The 23806-nt window shown below is 35.3% G+C and carries 19 protein-coding genes; 3 read left to right on the forward strand and 16 right to left on the reverse strand.

Features of this window, described 5'->3' with window-relative positions; translation table 11 throughout:
- Nucleotides 1-6: 6 nt before the first annotated feature.
- The 4 genes from U8526_RS01590 to dnaG form a co-directional block, all read right to left on the reverse strand.
- On the reverse strand, nt 7-1203 hold the full coding sequence (locus tag U8526_RS01590; protein ID WP_334340216.1) for a cyclopropane-fatty-acyl-phospholipid synthase family protein: 1197 nt from the start codon (nt 1201-1203) through the stop codon (nt 7-9).
- Between the two features lie 288 nt (nt 1204-1491).
- On the reverse strand, nt 1492-5898 hold the full coding sequence (locus U8526_RS01595) for a lectin-like domain-containing protein (RefSeq protein WP_334340217.1): 4407 nt from the start codon (nt 5896-5898) through the stop codon (nt 1492-1494).
- 223 nt (nt 5899-6121) lie between these two features.
- Nucleotides 6122-7237, reverse strand: coding sequence for an RNA polymerase sigma factor RpoD (gene rpoD / locus U8526_RS01600; protein WP_334340218.1), 1116 nt, complete (start codon nt 7235-7237; stop codon nt 6122-6124).
- 22 nt (nt 7238-7259) lie between these two features.
- On the reverse strand, nt 7260-9080 hold the full coding sequence (gene dnaG, locus U8526_RS01605; protein WP_334340219.1) for a DNA primase: 1821 nt from the start codon (nt 9078-9080) through the stop codon (nt 7260-7262).
- Between the two features lie 264 nt (nt 9081-9344).
- On the opposite strand from dnaG, the gene U8526_RS01610 reads away from it, so the two are divergent.
- Nucleotides 9345-10283 (forward strand): SHOCT domain-containing protein, encoded by a 939-nt coding sequence (locus U8526_RS01610; protein WP_334340220.1) that lies wholly within the window; start codon nt 9345-9347, stop codon nt 10281-10283.
- Nucleotides 10284-10336: 53 nt separating this feature from the next.
- Here U8526_RS01610 and U8526_RS01615 read toward each other — a convergent pair whose 3' ends face one another.
- Nucleotides 10337-11155, reverse strand: coding sequence for a tyrosine-protein phosphatase (locus U8526_RS01615; RefSeq protein ID WP_334340221.1), 819 nt, complete (start codon nt 11153-11155; stop codon nt 10337-10339).
- A gap of 3 nt (nt 11156-11158) precedes the next feature.
- Nucleotides 11159-12433: a PTS sugar transporter subunit IIC gene (locus U8526_RS01620; protein WP_334340222.1), complete on the reverse strand. Its 1275-nt coding sequence runs from the start codon at nt 12431-12433 to the stop codon at nt 11159-11161.
- A 245-nt stretch (nt 12434-12678) separates the two neighbouring features.
- On the opposite strand from U8526_RS01620, the gene U8526_RS01625 reads away from it, so the two are divergent.
- Nucleotides 12679-13470 carry a MurR/RpiR family transcriptional regulator gene (locus tag U8526_RS01625; RefSeq protein WP_334340223.1) on the forward strand — a complete coding sequence of 264 codons (792 nt, stop codon included), beginning with the start codon at nt 12679-12681 and terminating at the stop codon, nt 13468-13470.
- A gap of 43 nt (nt 13471-13513) precedes the next feature.
- On the opposite strand, the gene glyS is transcribed toward U8526_RS01625, so the two are convergent.
- The 8 genes from glyS to rpsU form a co-directional block, all read right to left on the reverse strand.
- The gene (gene glyS / locus U8526_RS01630; RefSeq protein WP_334340224.1) at nt 13514-15574 is read right to left on the reverse strand and encodes a glycine--tRNA ligase subunit beta; all 2061 of its coding nucleotides are present in this window, start codon (nt 15572-15574) and stop codon (nt 13514-13516) included.
- Nucleotides 15567-16475 carry a glycine--tRNA ligase subunit alpha gene (glyQ, locus tag U8526_RS01635; RefSeq protein ID WP_334340225.1) on the reverse strand — a complete coding sequence of 303 codons (909 nt, stop codon included), beginning with the start codon at nt 16473-16475 and terminating at the stop codon, nt 15567-15569. The genes glyS and glyQ overlap by 8 nt, the downstream gene beginning before the upstream one ends.
- Before the next feature lie 228 nt (nt 16476-16703).
- Entirely contained in the window at nt 16704-17462 is a 759-nt protein-coding gene (gene recO, locus U8526_RS01640; protein ID WP_334340226.1) for a DNA repair protein RecO, read from the reverse strand.
- Nucleotides 17462-18376, reverse strand: coding sequence for a GTPase Era (era, locus tag U8526_RS01645; protein WP_334340227.1), 915 nt, complete (start codon nt 18374-18376; stop codon nt 17462-17464). The genes recO and era overlap by 1 nt, the downstream gene beginning before the upstream one ends.
- A 1-nt stretch (nt 18377) precedes the next feature.
- The gene (locus tag U8526_RS01650) at nt 18378-18779 is read right to left on the reverse strand and encodes a cytidine deaminase (RefSeq protein WP_334340228.1); all 402 of its coding nucleotides are present in this window, start codon (nt 18777-18779) and stop codon (nt 18378-18380) included.
- Between the two features lie 394 nt (nt 18780-19173).
- Nucleotides 19174-19644, reverse strand: a complete 471-nt coding sequence (gene ybeY / locus U8526_RS01655) for an rRNA maturation RNase YbeY (RefSeq protein ID WP_334340229.1) — start codon at nt 19642-19644, stop codon at nt 19174-19176.
- A gap of 15 nt (nt 19645-19659) precedes the next feature.
- Nucleotides 19660-20637, reverse strand: coding sequence for a PhoH family protein (locus U8526_RS01660; RefSeq protein WP_334340230.1), 978 nt, complete (start codon nt 20635-20637; stop codon nt 19660-19662).
- A 105-nt stretch (nt 20638-20742) separates the two neighbouring features.
- Nucleotides 20743-20925 carry a 30S ribosomal protein S21 gene (rpsU, locus tag U8526_RS01665; RefSeq protein ID WP_010019742.1) on the reverse strand — a complete coding sequence of 61 codons (183 nt, stop codon included), beginning with the start codon at nt 20923-20925 and terminating at the stop codon, nt 20743-20745.
- Nucleotides 20926-21047: 122 nt separating this feature from the next.
- Here rpsU and U8526_RS01670 point away from each other — a divergent pair, with 122 nt between their 5' ends.
- Nucleotides 21048-21869, forward strand: coding sequence for a pyruvate, water dikinase regulatory protein (locus tag U8526_RS01670; RefSeq protein WP_334340231.1), 822 nt, complete (start codon nt 21048-21050; stop codon nt 21867-21869).
- A 19-nt stretch (nt 21870-21888) separates the two neighbouring features.
- Here the strand turns inward: U8526_RS01670 and U8526_RS01675 are convergent, their stop codons facing one another.
- Together U8526_RS01675 and U8526_RS01680 are read right to left on the reverse strand one after the other, a co-directional pair.
- Nucleotides 21889-22788, reverse strand: a complete 900-nt coding sequence (locus U8526_RS01675) for a deoxyribonuclease IV (protein WP_334340232.1) — start codon at nt 22786-22788, stop codon at nt 21889-21891.
- An 89-nt stretch (nt 22789-22877) separates the two neighbouring features.
- Complete coding sequence (locus U8526_RS01680; RefSeq protein ID WP_334340233.1) at nt 22878-23756, reverse strand: YitT family protein; 879 nt, start codon at nt 23754-23756, stop codon at nt 22878-22880.
- Nucleotides 23757-23806: the final 50 nt, after the last annotated feature.

Raw genomic sequence — 23806 nt, forward strand, 5'->3', positions numbered from 1 at the left:
TATCCTCTATTCCGCAGTCTTTTTATCTAAGTCTGTCATGTATTCACGTGTCATTGGCATTGCTGTACCACTAGGTCCATTAGTCAAAAGATATTGAATAACATCAATATTGCCACTTTCGAATGAGGCAGCACAGGCTTGTAGATACAAGTCCCACATACGTACAAATCTTTCACCGTACATTTCATCAACTTGATCTTTAACCTTGTTAAAGTTGTGATCCCAAATTTCTACGGTCTTTTGATAATGACGACGAAGTGGTTCTAGGTCATCAATTTGCAAACCGGCATCTAAAATGTGACCAACGTTTTCCTTAACATCAGGAATGTAACCACCTGGGAAGATGTACTTAACTAACCAAGCGTCGACACCAACACCATAATGTTGACCAGTAATACCATGGATCAGAGCATTACCATCTGGCTTCAAAACATTCTTAACAGTTTCAAAGTAACCAGGCAAGTTATCCTTACCAACGTGTTCGAACATACCAACAGAAACGACATGATCAAATTTTTCATTAACTTCACGATAGTCTTCAAGCATAACTTCCATTTGGTCACTCAAGTTTTCGTCTTGAATCTTTTGATTTACATAATTGTATTGCTCTTGACTTAATGTAACACCTTTGGCCTTCAAACCATACTCTTTAGCAGCTGTGAACATCATTGTTCCCCAACCACAACCGATATCAAGAATTGTCTCGCCAGGCTTTGTGTTCAACTTGTTTAAGATATGACGTACTTTGTTCATTTGAGCTTGTTCCAAAGTGTCTTCTGGTGTTCTGAAATAAGCACATGAATAAGTCATAGTCTTATCAAGCCACAACTTGTAAAAATCATTACCGATATCGTAATGCTCTTGAATTTCTTTTTTGTTACCTTCCTCTGAGTGATTAAACTTAGGAATGTATTTTTTCAATTTTAAACTGGACATAAAACTATCAGATTGAGTATAGGCAGAAGTAATCAACTTCTGGATTGAACCCTCAATTTCAATTTTTTTGTCCATATATGCTTCACCTAAAGTTAGGGTAGCATGTTTTACAACTTCAGAAATAGGAACTTTGTCATTAAACTTAATAGTTATATCAGACTTTCCTTCTGGTCCATAATTCTTTTCTTTCCCGTCCCAAAAAATAACCTTAATAGGAATAGTAAATGAACGTGAAAATATTTCGTCATAAATCTTTTTATCTAACATAACATCCTCCAAAAAAGTAGATATATTAATTGTAAATCAAATTTTGAAAAAATATAAACTAAAACTACTGATTTTCAGAAACATATTAATAAAAATGTCTCAAATATGGCGATTCTGCACTCATTCCAAGTTTTAAAAGATACTTGTTCCAGTTGAACTATACTATATTTCGATAAAAAAGTGTCCATATTGACCTATATTGGAATTTTTTTCCAATAACTGATCAATATGAACACTTATTATGATTTAATTTTGAACACTATTTTCTAAGATTAACTTTTAACACGCTTAAATATGTTTTTTTAAAATAGCTGGAACAAAGAATAATAGTGCAGCTCCCAAATACGATAACCATGAATTCTTCTTATTACCTGTTTGTGGAAGACTACCTGTTTCTTTCTTTACCACATCATTTAATAAATCAGCAGTATTATTTCCGCTATTCTCATTAGAATCTAGTGAAGCAACTGTATTTTCAGAGTCATTTGCTTCATTCGAATCGACATGATCCTCAGAATCGATTGACTCGTCTGGGTTAACTGATTCTTCTGGATTGCTTGGTTCTTCGGGTTTAACTGGCTCTTCTGGGTTGCTTGGTTCCTCTGGGTTAACTGGTTCTTCTGGATTACCCGGTTCTTCTGGGTTGCCTGGTTCTTCTGGATTACCCGGTTCTTCTGGGTTACCTGGTTCTTCTGGATTACCCGGTTCTTCTGGGTTGCCTGGTTCCTCTGGATTGCCTGGCTCTTCTGGGTTACCTGGTTCTTCCGGATTTCCTGGTTCCTCTGGGTTACCCGGTTCTTCTGGATTGCCTGGCTCTTCTTTATCCTTTGCATAATAAACCGTGTATTCATGATCATCATTGGTCTTTTCAGGGTCAGTGACCTTATCCTCAACACTGTCCAAATTATCAGGATCAACCTCATTCTTATCGACTAAAACAACATGATACCCGGTAACCTCTGGATTTGGTACTTCTGAAAATTGTGGTACACCACTATTAATCAAGGCTCTTGAAAGTTTTGATCCAACGTAATACCAACCATCAGTGTCAGTCACTGGTCCATCAGCATTATTATGGTAAAGTTGTGCGGATCTATCATTTGCACTTCCACTAACAAAGATAATTGATGGGGAGATATAATCTGCATGCAAAGTATCATTTGTTCCAATTTCTACATAATGAATTGTTTCTCTAACTGTATGTGCCCCATAACTGATTCCTGAAGGTGTTGGTACATAAACATAGATGATTGTTCCATTATCACCTATCTCATTTAGAGTTCCCTTACTTGGCAAACTAACTTCACGATTATTTTTTGCATAAATAGTTGCTGGCAAATTGAGCCCAGCTAAACTTATCTCAGGTTTAAAACCGTTTAAACCAATATAAGTATAATTTAGAATATTCTCTTTTGTAGATGAATATTCATTGCCTTGACTAGCTCCGTTAGGATAAGTCAAAGTAGTATCATCAACTATATCTTCACCTGTAAAGTAATCAATATGTCTTACTTTAACCATGGCATCGGTATCTTTTACATAATAAACTGTATAGTCTTGATCTTTGCCGCCAAATTCAGTCAATTTAGCTTCAACGTTTTCCAAACCAGCTTGATCTTGAACTTTATAAATTTTATAACCATCAATTTCAGGATTCTTGACTTCATTAAAGATACCGGTATTACTGATATTCCAATTTTTAGGATCTTTCAAACCACCGTTATTGCCATTGTGATAAAAAGTAACTGTTTTATCACCTTTAGTTGCTTGAACAAAAGTAATCTTATTTGCTACATGATCGGTAGCTACTGGTTCATTAGTATCATAGTCAACATAATGGATTGTTTCGTTAACAGTGCTTGTCTTGACACTATCCAAAGTTGGTAAATAAACATAAATAACAGTTCCATTGTCACCCTTAGTTAAGGTTCCTGCGGCAGGAATACTCATTTCCTCATTTTTTACATTGATAGGAAGTGTCATCGTCTGTCCATTTAAGTTCACAGTTACACTAGATCCATTCAATCCAATATATTTATAACCTGAAATATCCATTGAATTTGATGTGTAATTTTCACCTGAATGAGCGCCATTTGGATACGTTAAAGTATTATCTGGCACGATATCCTTGCCCGTAAAGTAATCAATATGTCTAACATTGACTAAAGCATCAACATCCCTTGCATAATAAACCGTATATTCCTGGTCAGCACCTTGATAATTTGTTGATTTCATTTCAACTTTGTTCAAATCAGGATTAGCATCATTTCTGACAACATGATAACCTGTAATTTCTGGATTCTTAACTTCCTTGAAATTAGCATTTTGATCGTCTGCATTATGCCAAGCATTAGGATCATCCATTGATAGGCCATCATTTTCATTATGATACATCACTACTGATTTACCATTTCGAGTTACTTGAACAAATAGAATTGGATCAGCCTGATAATCACTGGTTAATGGTAGATTTGTTCCTTCTTCTACATAATGAATTGTCTCATTAACAGGAGATTTGATAATTTGAAAATCTGTTGGAACATACACGTAGGTTACAGTCCCATTGTCGCCCTTTATTAAATCACCACTGGCAGGCAAACTAGACTCTGCGCCCTTAACATTAATAGGAATTTTAGTTCCCTTAATATCTATAGTTTGACCATTCAAAGCTACATATTTATATCCAGCAATCTTCATTGGATTAGTAGTATAAGTGCTGCCAACAATTGCTCCATTTGAATAAGTCAAAGTATTATCAGTTGCAATATCTTTTCCAGTGAAATAATCAATATGACGAACTTGAACTGAAGCATCGTTATCTTTTACATAATAAACCGTGATCTCTTTATCATTATCACCAAAGAAAGTTCCTTTAGACTCAACCGCTGTCAAATCATCCTGTGAAACACCATTTTCTTTAACACTTTGAATCTTATAACCATCAATTGCTGGATTTGCAACTTCCTCAAATGAACCGCTATTACTTACTTTCCAAGTAGTTTGATCTGTACTAGATCCATCCTTGTCATTATGATAGAGCGTGATTGTCTTACCTGCTTTAGTTCCTTTGACAAAGGTGATTTCTGGTGCTTTATAATCCGTAGCAATCGTTTCACCTGTATCTGCATCAACGTAATGGATTGTCTCATTTACATTACTCTGTTCAATAGCGTTAGCGATATCAATTTTATCGGGAATTGGCATATAAACATAAACAACCGTTCCATTATTTCCCTCTTGTTGCATCTCTCCTACGGCAGGAATACTGTTCTCAACAGCTTTGCCCGTTTCTTTATCAGTTACTTTAATAGGTAGAGAAACACTTTGTCCTTGAGCAGTTATTGTCGCTGTCGTTCCATTTAGTCCCAGATAATAATAACCAGGGATATCCTTAACAGCTGTTTGATAAGTTTCTCCAACAGAGGCTCCATTAGGATAGTTGACTGTATCTTCAACCAAATCTTTACCTGTAAAGTAATCTATATGTCTAACATTGACTGATGCAGCCTTAGTAAACTCTAGACTGTCCAATCTAAATTGATGCTTATTCTTATTGCCACCAGTTGATGAAGTAACACTCAGGGCTAATGAATCACCATAAGATGTAGGCACTGCGCTATTCCATACTAAAGTACCTTTACTATTATCAGCATAACTGATCTTTATTTCTCGATTGTCAGATGTATAAGCAATTGTAAAGTCATGGAATTTATTGTCCAAATCACTTGCACTCAAAGCCTTAACCGATTTAGCATCAGTTTCAGCCCACCATCTTTGAGCTGGCTTTTTATTTTTAGCGGTGATGTTTTGGTTAGACGTTGTCACGAAAGCACCAAATTGAGTCGAACTCGTCGGATCGGCAGCCCAACCAAAATCATTTGAATTATTGTAATCTATCTCTGCATTGTTTTGAGAACTATTAGGTGCTTGATAGTTATTATGATAAGTATCAAGTTTGAATCCAAGAGCATTTTGTAAACCGCCAATACCCATATTGCCACCGGCATTACCAAGATCACCAGTATTTCCGTTATGGAAAGCAAAGCCCATCCCATCGGCTCCACCTTTATTTTGCGTCTTATTTCCTAGATTGACTCCACCTTTGAGAGTAAAGTCTTGGCTCAAATCAATTTTTTCATTTAGTGTGAAATTACCAATTTTGTTATTTTGATCAGGTGTTAATGTGACAACTCCTGATTTTTGATCATAGGTAGCAGTCCCATTAGTTGTGAAATAATCATTGAAATTATCCTTATTTACATTTGTAACTTGATTGTTACCTTCAGCTTTAGTTACCGGTGTTGCTTGTGGTTTGGAAACTGAAGCATCTAATACATCGTTAACATGTTCCTGTACTGATGTATCAGCATTTTGTGTCGTAATATTTGTTGATGTAGCTTCTTTTAACTGCGTTTCCTCAGGTGTTTGGTTCGTTGCAGTTTTTGTATCAGAATTTAGTGCAGTTGTTGTAGGTTTATCTGAAATTACTGTAGATGTTGCTTTAGGAACAACGCTACTTGTAGTGCTATTTGTAGCACTATTTTGTAATTGAGAAACCTCTGTGGAATCACTATCAACGTCAGAAGCTTTAACGATCTGAGTATTAATAACTAACCCAGCCCCAACGGTTAAAGCTGCTACACAAGTTAACAGTGAATTCTTTAGTAGTCGGTCTCGTACATAGATTTTTTTCATAATTTCCCCCAATATTACTTCATCTAAAACCGACTTGAGTATAACAATGGTTAATAAATTTGTGAATGATATTTTGACAAATATTATTATTTAATTTTAATAAATTATTCATTTATATTTTTACTTTAATAACATCAAATTATTTAATAAATTAATGTCTTTTTTGGATTTTATAAAAAAACACTCAGTATCCTATATTAGGAATACTGAGTGTTTGCCTTTATTATTCAAGGAAATCTTTCAATTGTTTTGATCTAGAAGGATGACGTAATTTTCTCAAAGCCTTGGCTTCAATTTGACGAATTCTCTCACGAGTAACGCCAAATACTTTACCAACCTCTTCAAGAGTTCTTGTACGACCATCGTCTAAACCGAAACGTAGACGTAAAACATTTTCTTCACGATCTGTCAAAGTATCTAGAACATTTTCTAGTTGTTCCTTCAATAGTTCATATGAAGCATGATCTTCAGGACTTGTAGCGTCAGAATCTTCAATGAAATCACCTAAATGAGAGTCATCCTCTTCACCAATAGGTGTTTCCAAAGAAACTGGCTCTTGAGCAATCTTCAAAATATCACGGACCTTACCAGTAGGCATATCCATTTCGGCACCAATTTCTTCAGGAAGTGGTTCACGACCTAAGTCTTGAAGTAATTGACGTTGAATTCTGATCAACTTGTTAATAGTTTCGACCATATGAACTGGGATACGGATAGTTCTAGCTTGATCGGCAATAGCACGCGTAATAGCCTGTCTGATCCACCATGTTGCATAAGTTGAGAACTTGAATCCTAATCTGTAATCAAACTTCTCAACAGCTTTCATTAGACCCATGTTACCTTCTTGAATCAAATCCAAGAATTGCATTCCACGGCCAACATATCTCTTAGCAATGGAAACAACCAAACGAAGGTTAGCTTCAGCTAAAGCTTGTTTAGCTTCTTCGTCACCTTTTTCAATTCTCAAAGCAAGATCAACTTCTTGTTGAGCATTAAGCAAAGGAACACGGCCAATTTCCTTCAAGTACATACGTACAGGATCGTTAACCTTAATATCTGTTGGGGCAGTAGTATCTTGTTTCTTGCTCTTCTTTTCCTCGCTCTTTTCTTTAAGAAGTGCAAGCTTACTTGGATTACCCTTGTCATCAACAACACCAATACCAACATCTTCCAATTCACTGATGAAGTTATTTAGGGCTTCACCTTTCAAATTGTAAGGCTTGATAATTTTTTCTTGTAAGTCATCTTCAGTGATCTTACCAGTTTTCTTAAGATCCTTGATGAGCTTCTTTGTAGCAGTTTTTAATTCTTTTGATACTGTTGTTTTCTTTGTTGCCATATATTATATTCCTCCAGTATGCTTAATTACTAAGAATTCTTCTAACCTCAATCAATTGCTTGGCTAAATCTAATTGCAATTTATTGTCACCAACCATCGCCGCCTTTTTAAGTTGTTCATTGATATCTTTAATCTGATCTTCCAAACTAGAATTTTTGATATTGGCGATATAATCTTCAATCTCTTGATCATTATATTCTTCCGGCATATCCATCATTTCTAAATCGGCTAACAGATTCTTATCGTCATTATTCAAAACATTCATGAAATCAGAAATATTAATTTCTTCCTCCACATCATCTGAATCGACAAAAGACAATAAACTGTCAAAAATACGTTGATAACCTTGATGTACAAATTTAAAACCATCCCCTTTGAGGTTAATACGAACTTCAGGATAATTGATTGCCCAATATAATAAGTAACGTTCTGATTTCTCTAAACGATCATACTTGGGTTTAACACTTGAAGTTACCTTCTCTAAGGTTCTTTGTTGAACATCTTTATAATTGTTAGCAGGCTCTTTAATTGCTAATTGCCGACGCAAGGCATCTAATTCCTTATTGATTGCTTCTTTCGAAACACCCATTTCGTCAGCGACCCGACCAACATACATATCGACCTCAACTGGTGATTGCAACTTAACTATTTCATGCAAAGATTGGTTTAAAAACTCTAACTGATCATGTTCATTATTCAAGTTATAGTTACGTTTGAAGTAATTCAAAATAAACGAAATTGGCGTTTGCACACCATTATTAGTTAAACTTTGAAACTTCTCAGCACCCTCACTACGGATAAACTCATCAGGATCCTTCTTATCAGGAATACTGATCACACCGTACGTAAAACGATCATCATTTAATTGTGTCAAAGCACGGTAAGTTGCTTCAACACCTGGATCATCGCCATCGTAACAAACATTGATTTGATTAGTTAAACGACTCAAAGTATATAACTGATCATCTGTCAAACTAGTACCCATTGAAGCCACACCATTGGTAACACCAGCTTTATAGGCACTAATGACATCCATGAATCCTTCAAACAAGATCACATTACTTTTTTCACGTATCTCTTTTTTAGCATTATTTAAATTAAATAATGTTTTACCCTTATTAAAGATTGGTGTCTCTGGACTGTTTAAATACTTAGCTGTTGAAGCATTTTTATCTAAAATTCGACCAGAGAAAGCAATGATGTTTCCAGATTCATCTGTAATAGGAATCATTACCCGATCACGAAAACGATCAAATAACTGTCCCTCTTGATTCTCAGCAAAGAGTCCTGACTTTCTCAAAATATCTTCACTGACATCCCGTCCCTTAAAGAATTGCAATAAGAGATCGTTATTATTTGGGGCATAACCGATATTAAAGGTTTCAATCAAATCTTCACCTAAATCACGGTTATTCAAGTACTTTAAAGCCTGCGTACCATTTTCTGTTTTTAGCAAAATATGACTGTACAATTTAGCTGCATCAGCGTACATCTTCAACAAGACATGACTATCAGAGTTCTGATATGGTGTACTTGCTTGATATTGGTCAGGTACGGAAATGTTACCCATTTGGGCAACTTCTATTACGGCTTCCGGGAAAGTCTTGTTCTCAATTTCCATAATGAATTTAAAAACATTACCACCACGACCACAACTGAAACAGTGAAAAATTTGTTTGTCTTCTGCAACAGAAAATGAAGGAGTTCTTTCTTCATGAAACGGGCAAAGTCCAAACAAATTTTTACCAGATTTTTTCAACTGTACATACTTACTAATAACATCAACAATATTAGTCTTTGCAGTAACCTCATCGATGAATTCCTGAGGAATTCGTGTTGCCATAGCATACACCTCCTCACAGAATATTTATTAAGATAGGCACACAATCTAACACATCTATTTTAAGAAAACAAACATGTTGAACTGCTTACGAACGACCTGTAAATAAAAAAGTGCTCCCACAAAAAAGTGCAAACTGGGACCACTAGTCGCTTGTCAACTATTTATTATACACGGTTTAGTATAAATGTCACGCAATTAACCTATTTTAATATGAAACTTGTTATCATGATTAATAGATAGCTCAAACAAGGAGGATTCTTTACAATGTTAATCTATATTTCCTTAATCCTACTATTTCTAAGCATACTTTTAATCTACCTCGGATTACTAAAAAGCAGCGATAGCAAGAAATACAGTTTTATAGGTACTGGAAATTTTTTCTTTGCATTACTCATTTGGATCAATTACGTAAACATACGCTATAAAGGCAATGGCATTCCTTCTTCTATTAACTACTATTTCATCGCCGTAATGTTCATCTCTGTTTGTTTTCTGTCTGCCAGTTTACTTTATTGGGTAATACTTCCATTTTCCAAAGAGGATCTGAACAAGGCTCCATATAAAATAACTAGTTTATATACTACGGCTATTTCGGTAATCACCTTATGGTTGTTTAATTCCTGGGACGGCTTTTTTTCTTACTTTTTCCCTACCATTCCAATAGTTATTTTAATTGGATTTGCACTATATCGAATCAATAAAGCTTTTGATAAATATGAGCAATACCAAACCAATCTAGTATTAAATCAACTTTTACCTGATGAAACTGATCTAATCATCGAAATCAGATTAGGCCAACACTCAGCTTCTTTATTAGGTCAAGATGAAACACATTTTATTTCTCACCTATTTTACTTAAAAAATGGCACTATAGCTTTTCCAGAATCAAGCAATGATGCCAGATATTTACTAACAAAAGTGGATTTCACGCCTAAATACGAATCAGAGCAAAACGATTTAGTCGAAGTTTTCAGTACAGGTTGGTTAATGTTGCAAGACATTGCGACACATCAACAGATTAATATCAAATGTTACGGATTCAGCGATTACTTTGATAACCTCAGAGAACTAGTTTACTTACCGCAGAATCCTGAAGAAGATTTAACTATTGATGACCTACCTAAGCTGAAAGCCTTATTGGATGATGATGTTATTACTCAAGATGATTTTGATAAAAAGAAAAAGGAAATTTTAAAGTTATAAAAAATCATGCCTACAAGAGACATGATTTTTTAATTTTTATAGAACAGTTATATTTAATTTAGATAAATAGATCTAAGGAGATTGATTTTATCTTTATCAAATCCCAATTCATTTTCAATATACTGAATCGGTGAACCCGATATTTTTTTCATTTCAGTAATACCAGCCTCAATGACCTCTTTACGAGTTGACATAGCGTTGGACAAATATTTTAACACAACAGGATCTTCAGTATACTGCTTGTACTCATCCATTCTACGTCTATTTCGATCTGCATTGTACTTTGCTGTTAGCATATAGTCACTAACCACATCATCTTCAGAAACACCTAAGGCAAATAGAACTAAAGCTGATCCGTAGCCTGTCCTATCTTTTCCCCCACGACAATGCTGCAGAATGACGCTATCATTATCTTTTATATGTATTTCTAAAACTTGTCGATAGAGTTTCTGTGTTTCAGAATCCCTGACAAATCTAACCATGCTTTCTTTTAGCCCATCCCCTGTCAAATCTAATTTATTTTGCTTTTTCTGTTCAATCAATTTATCGATTTTTCTTTTATCTGATTTTAAATCTGCACTTGCTAAAGCCGCCGTTTCATCATCTGGAGAAAGATCATAATACTTTACTCCTTTAATTATTCTATCTGGTCGATTTTTTCTCTCATTAAAATTTCGAAAATCAATTACAGTAGTCAATCCAAGATTTTCAAACCACTTAATGTCAGAAGCAGTAAGTTTATATAAGTCGTCAGATCTAAAAAGACGATTTTTTTTAATATATTTTCCAGATTGTGTTCGGTATCCACCCAAATCTCTAGTATTGAACGTACCTTGCAATGATATAAAATGTGTATTATTTTGTTCAATCATGTCCTACTCCTTTTCAGCTTGGGCAGCTTCTTCTTCCAAGCTTTGTTTATCAAGAATTTTAATGAACGGATAATAAAGAGCCATTGCAATTAATAATTGTAAAACTTGTAATATAGCCGTACGCCAATCTCCAACAACTAGTCCAGATATTACTGGAATATTCCATGGAAAAGTAATTCCTGTCATACGTGGAATTAAGTTTAGTGATGTAGCGACATAAGCAAGACCTACTGATATTACTGGTGACAAAGTCATAGGAATAAACAAAATTGGATTAAGAACCATCGGAATACCAAATTTCATAGGTTCACTAATGCCAAAGAATGCTGGGACAATAGCAACTTTACCAACTGATTTCATATGATGGCTATGACACAAGAATAACAATAGAATTGCTAGCGCAAAATGACGAGGTCCTTTCATAACATCAATGAAAGTTTTAGTCAAAATATTAGGCAATGCCTGCCCTGCTGTATAGGCTGCCAAATTTTGCAATTCAAGTGGTTGATATAAAGTATAAATAATTGCTGAAGTAGCCATGCTTCCGTGAATACCAAAGAACCATAAGAATTCTGAGAAGAACAGAATGAATAATAAGGCCCAAATTGAACCACCTAGATGTTCCAACGGAGTTTGCACGATTGTATAAACCAAACTGTGAATGTCTCCAAAAGAAGTAGCACGAAGTATTCCATTAATAACAAGTACGATTCCTGCAATTATCCATGCCGGTACTAAAGCCGTAAATGAATTGGATACTGCAGGGGGAACACTATCTGGCATTTTAATTGTTATATGTTTTCTTTCCAATAAACAATAAAACCAAGTTACACTAAGTGAAACGATCATTGCAACGAACATACCTTTAGAACCTAAATATGAAAGATCTAAACCAACAATATCGTTTCCTTTAATTTTGAAATTATTAATTGGCGTCAATAAAAAGAAACTCATGACGGACAATAGAATTGAATTAATCTTAGAACCGTCCAATTTCTTTGAAAATTCATAGGCCAAAGAAACTAATACATATATTGATATGAGGTTCGTGGTCATTTGAACACCCATTGAAAAAATTGAACCTAATCCAATTTTATTAACATAATCTTGGTATCCGGGAAAACCCAGATTACCTAGGATTGCACAAACTGAACCCACCATCGTAACTGGTAAAAGTCTGATCATACCATTTGAAATGGCTGATAATAATTTGTTAGAAGCAAATTTACCCATAGAACTTTGTACTTTATTAGTAAAAGACTCCATTTTCTTGCCCATATATTATATCCTCCCTAAAAGACATAATGAATTATTTCTTGATTACAAATTCAGATTACCACTACTTAAAAGCGTTGTAATCGTTTACAATGGTTAGTGATGATTATTCCAGATATATGATAATTTTCCAATTTGGAAAATATTTTACATACTATTTTCTTTGTTAGATCAAGTGCTTTAATTTATATTCTTATATTTAGTTAAATACATTCCACATTGGAAATTAAGTAAGGAGGATATTATATATGGAAATAAATAGTTTTGATCAAAGAATAGTTAATTTAAATCACCCACTAACAGAAAATGAAAAGAACGTTATTGAATATATCCATCAACATCAATCCGAAATAAATAGCCTTACAATTTCGGAATTGGCACAAAAGATACACTATTCAAGTTCATTTATATCTAAACTTATTAAAAAAATTGGTTATACAAATTTTGCTGAACTTAGATATGAGCTGAAATCTAATATTGAAAAAGAAAACAGGTCCATTCAATACAAGGTTATAGATCAACAAAGAAATGATATTTCTAAAACAAATAGCATGTTAATGCAAACGAGTTTTGATTCCATTAATCATTTATTAAAAAATTCTACGGCTATTTACGTTTACGGAACAGGACATAGTCAGGCTAATTACATGCGTGAACTATCAAGGAATTTGATGCTACTTGTCAATGTCCCAGTCATATTTCTTTCAGGACGAAGTGAGTTCGAATCTGTGCAGCCTGTTATAAAATCTACTGATTGTATTTGGATAGCTTCTATAAGTGGCAAATCAAAAAATGTTATTGAAGGAGTCAAGATGTTATGTTTGAATCAAGTTCCCATTATAAGCATGACGCCTTTTTCTGATAACACACTGGCTTCTTTGGCAACATATAATTTGTTTTATTACTCTACGCCGATTCCAAATCCCATAAGAAACCGTGATGTAGTTTCCTACCTTTCTCTTGGCTATTGCATTGATTACGTAATAAGGGAATATATCGACTTTTTACAAAAAACAAAAATAAAGCCACAATGTTCTTAACGAACACCGTGGCTTTATTTAGTTATAAGTACGTATTAAACTTCTATTTTGTAACGATCTTAGAAAGATCACCAAGTTTAGCAATCAAATTATTAGCAATAACTAATTGTGTTAAACGGTTATTCTTAACCTTTTCATCCTTAGCCATGATCATATTCTCGTCGAAGTATGAATCAATTGTTGGACGTAGAGCTGCTAATTGTTTGAATAAGTCTTCAGCACTATCATCACTGACGTTAGCAACTTGTTCTTTCAACTTAGCTTCTGAAGGATTTTCGAATAATGAATCGTCTACTGTCAAATCATCTGAGTAACCGAATTTAGCTTTCTTAGATAAGTTAACGATTCTACCCAATGCTTCCATGACAACTTTAAAGTCATCATCAGAAATATGATTTTGTAGCACTTTAGCAACGTCGATCATGGCGATTGGATCAACGTTAGAACCACCAGCTACGGCATCAATGATATCAACTCGAATATTTTGTTGTTTCAATAATTGACGTACACGGTCAATCATGAAGTCATCGATATCTTTTTCATGTTTGCTTAGATCCAAGTTAGCAGGAACAGTCAAATTAGCTTTCAAATAATCTTGGAGATCATTCAAGTTCAATGACCATTGATATTGATCAAGAATTCTAACGATACCATAAGCTTGACGACGTAAGGCATATGGATCATTTGAACCACTTGGAATCAAGTCTACAGCATAGAAAGTAACTAGTGAATCTAACTTGTCAGCAATAGCTAAGGCTGCGCCAACTTTACTTGCTGGTAAAGCACCTTCGGCTGAAATTGGCATGTAGTGTTCACGAACGGCATGAGCAACAGCTTCTGTTTCGCCCATGATTTCGGCATACTTTTCACCCATAACACCTTGTAGTTCTGGGAATTCATCAACCATACTTGTTACTAGATCAAACTTGTAAATATCACTAGCACGGAGTAAATCTTTAGTTTCAGTTGCGTCTAGTTTGAATAATTTAGCCAAATGTTCAGCAATTTGGTGAACACGAGCCATTTTTTCGTACATTGTACCGATTTTAACATGGAAGTTAACTGACTTAAGTTTTTCAACGTAATCAGCAATCGTCTTCTTTTGATCTTCCTTGAAGAAGAAATCAGCATCTTCTAGACGAGCAACAAGAACTTTTTCATTACCACGAATAACATTTTCAATATGTTCAGTATTACCATTTCTAACACCGATAAAGTAAGGAGCTAACTTGCCATCTTGGTCACGAACGTAGAAATATCTTTGGTTATCCTTCATTGAAGTAATCAAAACTTCTTCTGGGATTTCCAAATATTTCTTATCAAATGAACCGTAGAATGTTGTTGGGAATTCAACTAGATTATTAACTTCCTCTAGTAAATCAGCGTCAACGTCAATATCCCAGTTATTGTCTTTAGCAATTTTATCGATTTGGTCGGAAATAATTTGTTTACGTTCTTTAGCATCGACAATGACAAATTGTGATCTCAATTTCTCAACATAATTCTTAGCGTCATCAATTTCAACGTCTTCACCTAAGAATCTGTGTCCACGAGTCATGCGACCAGAAGTGATATCAAGAATTTTAACTGGTACTTCTTCATTATCAAGTAATGAAACTAACCAGTGAATTGGACGAATATATTCGAAATCATATGAGCCCCAACGCATTCTTGTAGGGAATGTAATAGCTTTAATAACTTCGTCCATATGACTCAAAACATCTTCAACTTTTTGACCATCTTCGTGTTTTTGAATATAAGCATATTCAACACCCTTTAATTCTTCAAAGAAGATATCATCTGGTGTCATCCCTTGTCCACGGGCAAAGCCTTGAGCAGCCTTAGTCCAATTGCCGTCAGCATCTTGAGCAATTTTCTTAGAAGGACCCTTAGCCTTAACATCAATATCAGTTTGCTTTTCAGCGATACCTTTAACAAAAATTGTCAAACGTCTAGGAGTTGAAAATTTTTCGATTGAATCAAAAGAAATACGATTTTCTTTTAAGAATTTTTCAGTTCTTTGAGCAAATTGGTTCACACTCTTAGTTACAACATGAGCTGGCATTTCTTCCAAACCAATTTCCAATAAATAATTTTTAGTCATTTTCGTTCTCCTTTGCTTGACTGTTTGCTAGAAGTGGGAAGCCACGTTTCTTTCTTTCTTCAACGAAGGCTTTGGCAACTTTATGAGCCATTTTTCTAATACGTGATAAGAAGGAAGCACGTTCAGTAACAGATACAGCACCACGAGCATCCAATAAATTAAATGTATGTGAACATTTCAAAATGTAATCGTAAGCTGGGTGAACTAATCCTAAGTCCATCAAACGGTTAGCTTCCTTTTCGTAATCATCGAAGAACTTGAACAACATATCTTGATTGCTCTCTTCGAATGAATATTTAGAATGTTCGTATTCTGGTTCTTTAAAGATATCTCCATACAAGACACCGTCGCCCCACTCTAGGTCATAAACGGAGTTAACATCTTGAATGTATGATGCTAAACGTTCGACACCATAAGTGATTTCACTAGTTGTTGGGTGACATGGAAGTCCCCCGACTTGTTGGAAGTATGTAAATTGAGAAACTTCCATACCGTCAAGCCAAACTTCCCAACCAACACCGGCACAACCCATTGAAGGGTTCTCCCAGTTATCCTCAACGAAACGAATATCATGTTCTAGAGGTTCAATTCCTAAGGCACGGAGTGAATCCAAGTAATATTCTTGAATGTTTTCTGGAGCTGGTTTCATAACAACTTGGAATTGGTGATGTTGATACAAACGGTTAGGATTCTCGCCGTAACGACCATCAGCTGGACGTCTTGATGGTTCAACGTAGGCAGCATTCCATGGTTCTGGTCCAATTGCACGTAAGAATGTGTATGGACTCATTGTTCCGGCACCTTTTTCTGTATCATATGCTTGCATTAACATGCAGCCCTTACTACCCCAAAATTTTTGAAGAGTAAGAATCATATCTTGTATATTTAACTTCTTAACCATGTTTTCTCCCTTCAGGCAAAGCACAAAAAAATCCCTTGCAGTGTACACTTAGGCACTCTCTGCAAGGGACGATTATTCGCGGTTCCACCCTAATTCAGGACAAAGTCCTGCTCTTTTATATTCAAATGAAAATTTGTACGCCATAAATCTTTATCAGGGCTTCCACCATCCCCTGTCGCTGTTTTCACATTTACAAATATAACCATTTTCATAAAAAATGTCAATTGGCTAAAAGCGCCAACGTTTCATTTTATCGATGAAAGTCTTACTTTTTGGATAATAACCGACCGTTCCCAAATAGATAGCATCAATCGCATGTTGAATCAAATCTTTATTATTTTCTTTAATTTCGATTTTACCAACTTGATCTAGATTGATCTTACTAAATAGGCGTAAAAAATAAATTATCCGTTTTGGAATATGCAAACGATGAATATCATTGTCAAAATGTTTTGAACAAATCAATCCACCCAATAGAACGGAAAAATCGAAAACTCCTTCAGTTTCACCACCAACAACGCAGGCATCCATATTCGGCTTGACACCAAAAGCATCAAGCAACTTCATCTGCATGATGTTAACGATAATCTGCGCGTCATAACCATTGTCGATGTACAACAAAGCTTTAAACAATTCCCGATACCATCTATCTGGCACCGGATCGTCAATAAAGGCCTCGTGATACAAATCAAACAAAAAAGTGGCATAAGCATTTAACTCAATATCTTGAACAATTTCATCAAATTGCTTAATATTACTGGCTGAATTCAAATATGACAATCCATCGTCCTTAACCACTCCAGAGTATTCTCCATATGAAAAAGTGATCACTGAACCGGAAATTTTCGACTTTGAATTCTGTGTGCTACGAACTAAAAAGGTTCTAAAACCGTACTCTTTCGTCAGAATTGTTACCAAAGCATCTCGCTCTTTATAACGTTGACGTCTCACAACAATTCCAAAGAAATTAGTTGCTGTTTGATGCATTAATTATTCAAGTCCTTCAGTGAATAACCAGCACTTGCTAAAAAGGCTGGATCATCACGCCAATTTTTCTTAACACGTACCCAAAGTTTCAAGTTGACCTTTTCACCTAATAGATGCTCGATCTTAATACGTGAGCCAATACCAATATGTTTCAACATCGAACCACCACGTCCGATAACAATTGGTTTTTGACTGTCACGTTCAACATAGATATAAGCTTCAATTTGAAGTTTACCAGCTTCACTACGTTGATTCATCGACTCAACTACAACGGCGATTGAATGAGGAATTTCGTCACGTGTATCTTCCAAAATCTTTTCACGGATCAATTCACCGACAATAAAATACTCTGGGTGATCAGTAATTTGGTCATCAGCATAATATTGTGGTCCCACTGGTAAAGCTTTTGTCAAAGAATCAATTAAATCGTCGACATTATTACCGTTAGTCGCGGAAATTGGAATAATTTCGGCAAAATCCATTAAATCTTTGTACTCATCAATTTGTGGCATCATTTCATCAGGATTGATCAAATCGATCTTGTTTAGAATCAAGAATACTGGAGCTTTAACCTTCTTCAATTCTTCAATGATAAATTTATCTCCAGGGCCAGCTTTTTCTCCGGCTTCTGTCATGAAGAGAACCGCATCAACTTCTTTAAGTGCTGAAATAGCAGCTTTATCCATGTATTGATCCAAGTCATTGTGTGGCTTGTGAATACCAGGTGTATCCAAGAAGATAATTTGACGTTCATCGTCAGTATAAATTCCTTGAATCTTGTTACGTGTTGTTTGTGCTTTAGGTGATGTAATAGCAATCTGTTCTTTAATGATACGGTTCATAAATGTTGATTTACCAACATTTGGACGTCCGATAATTGCTACAAAACCTGATTTATAATTTTTATTATCCATATTAATTCATATCCTCATCACTGAATGCTAGTGGCAAAATTTGTTTAAATGTGTATTGCTCATAGTCATTTCGATTATTAGCTAAAAAGACGATAGCATCTGATCCCATAAACTCACTCATCACTTGACGACAAGCCCCACAAGGCTTTGACATCTCTTCGGTACCATTGGTGATCACGATTGCTTTAACCTGCTTAGCACCTTCAGAAACGGCCTTAAAAATTGCTGTTCGTTCAGCACAATTAGTCAAACCAAATGAAGCATTCTCAATGTTAACACCAGAATATATTTTTCCATTGTCACAAAGGATTGCTGCTCCCACTTGGTAATGAGAATAAGGGGCATATGCATTGTTCATAGCCTTATCGGCAATATCGAATAACTGTTGTTCATTAATTTCCACTAGTCCAGTCTCCTTTTTGTATTTCTACTATGTTTATAATACAAGAGATTGAGTCAACTAAAAAGTAAAAGCTCACTTATTTATCAAAACACTGTTAAATGTGCTTAAATTCCCGTCCTCCACAACAAGAAAATTTGGCTGGAACGCCATGGGCGGCCTGGAAGCTAATAAATTTGCACTTCGTGCAAATTCATGGATCTTCAAGTTCGGCCTTTACCTAAGCGATGAATCGCTAAGGTAAATCTCATGGCTGAGCCAATTTTCTTGTTGCTCCGGACTAAATTCGGCTTTTTTTATTAATCATTGTAAAATTCAAATATCAAACAAAAACAACTTCTATCTAAGAAATTCAGGTACAAATCTTGAATCTCCAATAGAAGTTGTTTTTTAATTATTATTTTTCTAAACCGTAAGCACTCAAAATCTTTTCTTGTAAACCAATCATGACTTCTTCGTCTTCTTTCTTGATATGGTCATAACCATTCAAGTGAAGAATTCCGTGCACGATTGTATAACCCAATTCACGATCAAATGAGTGTTCATAGTCTTTAGCATGTTCTGCTACGATTTCTGTACTGATGAACAAATCACCTAAATCAACTGGTAGATCTGGAATTTGATTCTCTAGATAGTCTAGTGAATCTTCACCATCATTAATGGCAAAACTAATAACATCGGTCGCACGATCAACATTACGATATTCTTTATTAATGTCATGAATACCATCTTTAGTTACAAAATGAATCGATAGTTGTGTATTTTCCTTTAATTCCAATTGATTAAAAGTAAACTGAACAATATCTTTCACCCAATTTTCTCTATTTTTGTCGATCAAATTATCATCATTAAAAATTTCTAAGTCCATAATAATTCCCCAATATTATTTTTCTTTTTTATCTGAATCCTCATAAGCGTCAATAATTTCAGCAACAACTGGATGTCTAACAACATCAGCTGATGTGAAGTCAACAAATTCAATATGTGGTAAATTCTTTAAAACTGATTGTGCTTGAATCAAACCACTGCGGGTATGACCAGGTAAATCAATTTGTGAGATATCACCATTAACAATCATCTTAGAATCAAAACCTAAACGTGTTAAGAACATCTTCATCTGTTCTCTTGTTGTATTTTGAGCTTCATCTAGGATAACAAAGGCTTCATCTAGAGTACGGCCTCTCATGTAAGCTAGAGGTGCTACCTCGATAACGCCTCTTTCAAGCAAACGGCTCGTATGGTCCGATCCTAGAATAGCGTACAAGGCGTCATAGATAGGTCTCATATACGGATCAACCTTTTCCTTTAAATCACCTGGAAGAAATCCTAAGCTCTCTCCGGCTTCGACAGCGGGTCTAGTAAGGATAATTCTTTGAACTTTTCCTTGTTTTAGAGCAGCCACTGCCATTACCACAGCTAAATATGTCTTACCAGTACCGGCTGGTCCGATTCCAAAAGTAATATCATTGTGATTAATTGCATTGACATATTGTCTTTGCCCAAAATTACGTACTCGAACGGGTTTACCACTAAAATCTTTGATCAACTCATCTTTATATAAGTCGCCAAAATAATCTAAAGTACCACGTTCATCCATTTTTAGACCACTCACAATGTCAGCTGATCCAAGACTGATACCACTATTGATTAATTCCATGAACTTGTTTAATAGATTTACAGCGTGTTTAACGTTATCTTCCGCACCTGTTATATCTAAACGGTCACCAAACGCATGAATTTCAACATTTAATCCCTCTTCGATTAAATGTAAATTACTGTCATTGACGCCAAAAAGATTAATTGCGTTTTGAGGATTCTTGATTTGAATGCTTTCTTTACTTTGTTCAACTTTTTCTGTCAATAAAAATGAACCTCCATCTTACTTTGAATGATATCACAAAGAGGAAATTTTTTGATAAAAAAAAGGTTAAAACAATTTAAATTGTTTTAACCTTAAAAGAAACTATTAACGACGTTTCTTGTTGCGCTTGCGAGCAGCCTCTGACTTTAACTTTCTCTTGACACTTGGCTTTTCGTAAAACTCACGTTTTCTATATTCTTGAAGTGTACCACTCTTTGAAACAGAACGTTTGAATCGACGAAGAGCATCATCAAGCGACTCGTTTTCACGAACGACGGTTTTTGCCATATGATAATCCCTCCTTCCGCATTCTAACGTAACTGTCTATTGCTCTTGCAGTTCATATGTTATTATAACAAAAAGAAGATAATGTTCAAATATTTTTTTAAATTTTTTTGGAGGAATTTATTATGAAAGAGAAATTAAACGTCTTCGTTCTATCTGATGGTGTCGGTGAAACTGCTCTGCGCGTTGCTAAAGCGGCGTTTGCACAGTTTCCTGATATGGACACAACATATACTAAATATCCGTTCGTAAAAAATAATCCGCAGCTAGAAAACATCCTAGAAATGGCAAAAAATGCCCAAGCGGTCATTTTACACACTATTGTCTCCACTGAAACTTGTAATGTTATTAACGAATTCTGTCAGACAAATCATCTAGTTTACTACGATATTTTAAATCCAATTATCGGTACTTTCTCTCAAATGGTTCACCAAAAGCCTTTACGTAAAAAAGGACTCTTACATGAGTTGGACCAAGATTACTTTGATATGATTTCTGCTATGGAATTCACAGTAACTAATGACGATGGTCAAAATCCTAAAGGTTTTCTAGAAGCTGATCTTGTTCTCTTGGGTATCTCCAGAACCTCTAAAACGCCTCTATCGCTCTATCTCGCCAATAAAAACATCAAGGTAGCTAATTTACCAATCGGTCCCTCATTAGCCATCCCTGACGAATTATGGGACGTTGATCCAAAGAAAATTGTCGGCTTGACTAACGATATGAACGTTTTACAAAAAATTCGTCGTCAAAGAATGATTGCGTACGGCTTAGATGCCAACACTACTTATTCTGGCGAAGAAGAAATTCAAAAAGAATTAGATTACTCAAACAAGATCTATGAAAAGTTAGGTTGTCCTGTTATCAATGTGGCCGAGCGCTCAATTGAAGAGACAGCAGCTATCATCATGGAACAATTAAATTTCAACGGATATAAGAAGAGCTAACTCAAATGAGTTAGCTTTTTTAATTGTTTCGAATTAACTTCTCTTTCATTTCAGGATCAAACTCACCCGCACGCAACATTTCAATCTCAGGTTTGAACGGTGCAATCCCCTTTTTGTCATTCTCATCTTTTTTAACGTAAGGTGTCTCCATGATCTTAGGAAAATTTTCCAACTGTGGATGATGAGCCACGTAATTTAAGGCATCAAAGCCAATTGTTCCAAAGCCAATATCTTCATGACGATCTTTATGTGAGCCTGGCTCATTTTTAGAATCGTTTAAATGGATCACTGATAATTTGTCTAAGCCGATAATGTGATCAAATTCATTCAAAACACCATCGAAATCATTTTTAACATCATATCCAGCATCACTCATATGACAAGTATCCATTGTCACTGACAGTTTTTCGTTATTAGCACAGTTATCAAATATTTCGGCCAATTGCTCAAAACTAGTTCCGACTTCTGTACCCTTACCAGCCATTGTTTCTAAGGCTATCGAAACTTTTTGATTAGGATCAATAGCTTCATTTAAGGCCTGACCAATTTGTTTAAGTGCTACTTCAGGGCCTTGTTTCAAATGAGCTCCTGGATGAAAGCTGAGTGCTTCAATTCCCAAAGCATCAGCACGCTTGATCTCATCGTGTACAAAGGAGATAGCAAATTTCAAATTTTCTGGTTTAACTGTATTGCCTAAATTAATGATATATGGAGCATGGCCAATAATATGGTCGATTCCATATAATTTTAATAGTCTCTGTCCTTCTGGAATATTCATTTCAGATACATCTTTACGACGTGTATTCTGTGGTGCACCTGTAAAAATCATCATTGCGTTGGCACCATAACTATGTGCTTCTTTGGCTGATCCCGCCAGCATTTTAGGAGCCTTCATAGCAACATGTGATCCAATTATCATGCAAATCCCTCCAATTCAACAAATCAATGAAATTATAGCATAGATTCATTGGGCACAAAAAAAGGCGAAACCAACTGGTTTCGTCTCTTTTAATAGATATGAGCCTGATAAAACCTACCCATGACCTTTACGGTATCCGTGACACTCACAAACGCGTGTGGATCTGAGTTAACCATCGCTGTCTCTAAGTCGTGTAGTTCAGCACGAGAAATAACTGTAAATAAAATAGTTTTTTCTTCATGCTTATAAGCACCCTCGGCGTCATGAACAATGGTAATACCACGTCTCATCTCATTTTGAATTTGTGTAATAACATTTTTAGGCTTCGAAGTGACAATCATAACTTGGAGCTTTTGATCCTTGTTATAAATCATATCGATGACTTGCCCATTAATAAAAATACTGACCGCACTGTACAAAGCGTGAACCCAGCCGAACAAGAAACCAGCACAGGCAACGATAAAGATATTAAACATAATATTAATCGTTCCCACACTCTTACCAGTTTTCTTACGTAGAATAATTCCTAAAATATCAATTCCACCGGTCGAAATACCATTTCTCAATGCCATCCCTGTACCAAATCCATTCGCCACAGCACCAAAGATTGCACATACTAACGGATCAGCAGTGATCTTAATTGGTGGTAACAAATGCATCATCGTACTGGCTAAAGCAACCGCAATCACTGTAAATACAGTAAACTTGTGATCAATTTTTCGCCAAGATAGCACAAACAGTGGTGCGTTCAACGCAAAATACATTACCGCTGTCGATAAATTAAATGGCAGCCATCGCTGTGAAATTGTTGATATCAATTGGGCAGCACCGGTTACACCAGAACCATAGATTCCACCCGGCGTCCAAAACATGTTAACCGCAATTGATACAGCAATTGAATATAAAAATGCTACTGAAACTTTGGATAAGTATTGATGTCTTTCGATCAACTTATCTAATTCACCCATACTAAAAGTTCTCCTAATTGTCTTAAGTTACCTAAACATATTAGCACAAA

It is taken from the genome of Companilactobacillus sp. HBUAS56275, from assembly GCF_036913655.1.
Classification (GTDB): Bacteria; Bacillota; Bacilli; order Lactobacillales; family Lactobacillaceae; genus Companilactobacillus; species Companilactobacillus pullicola.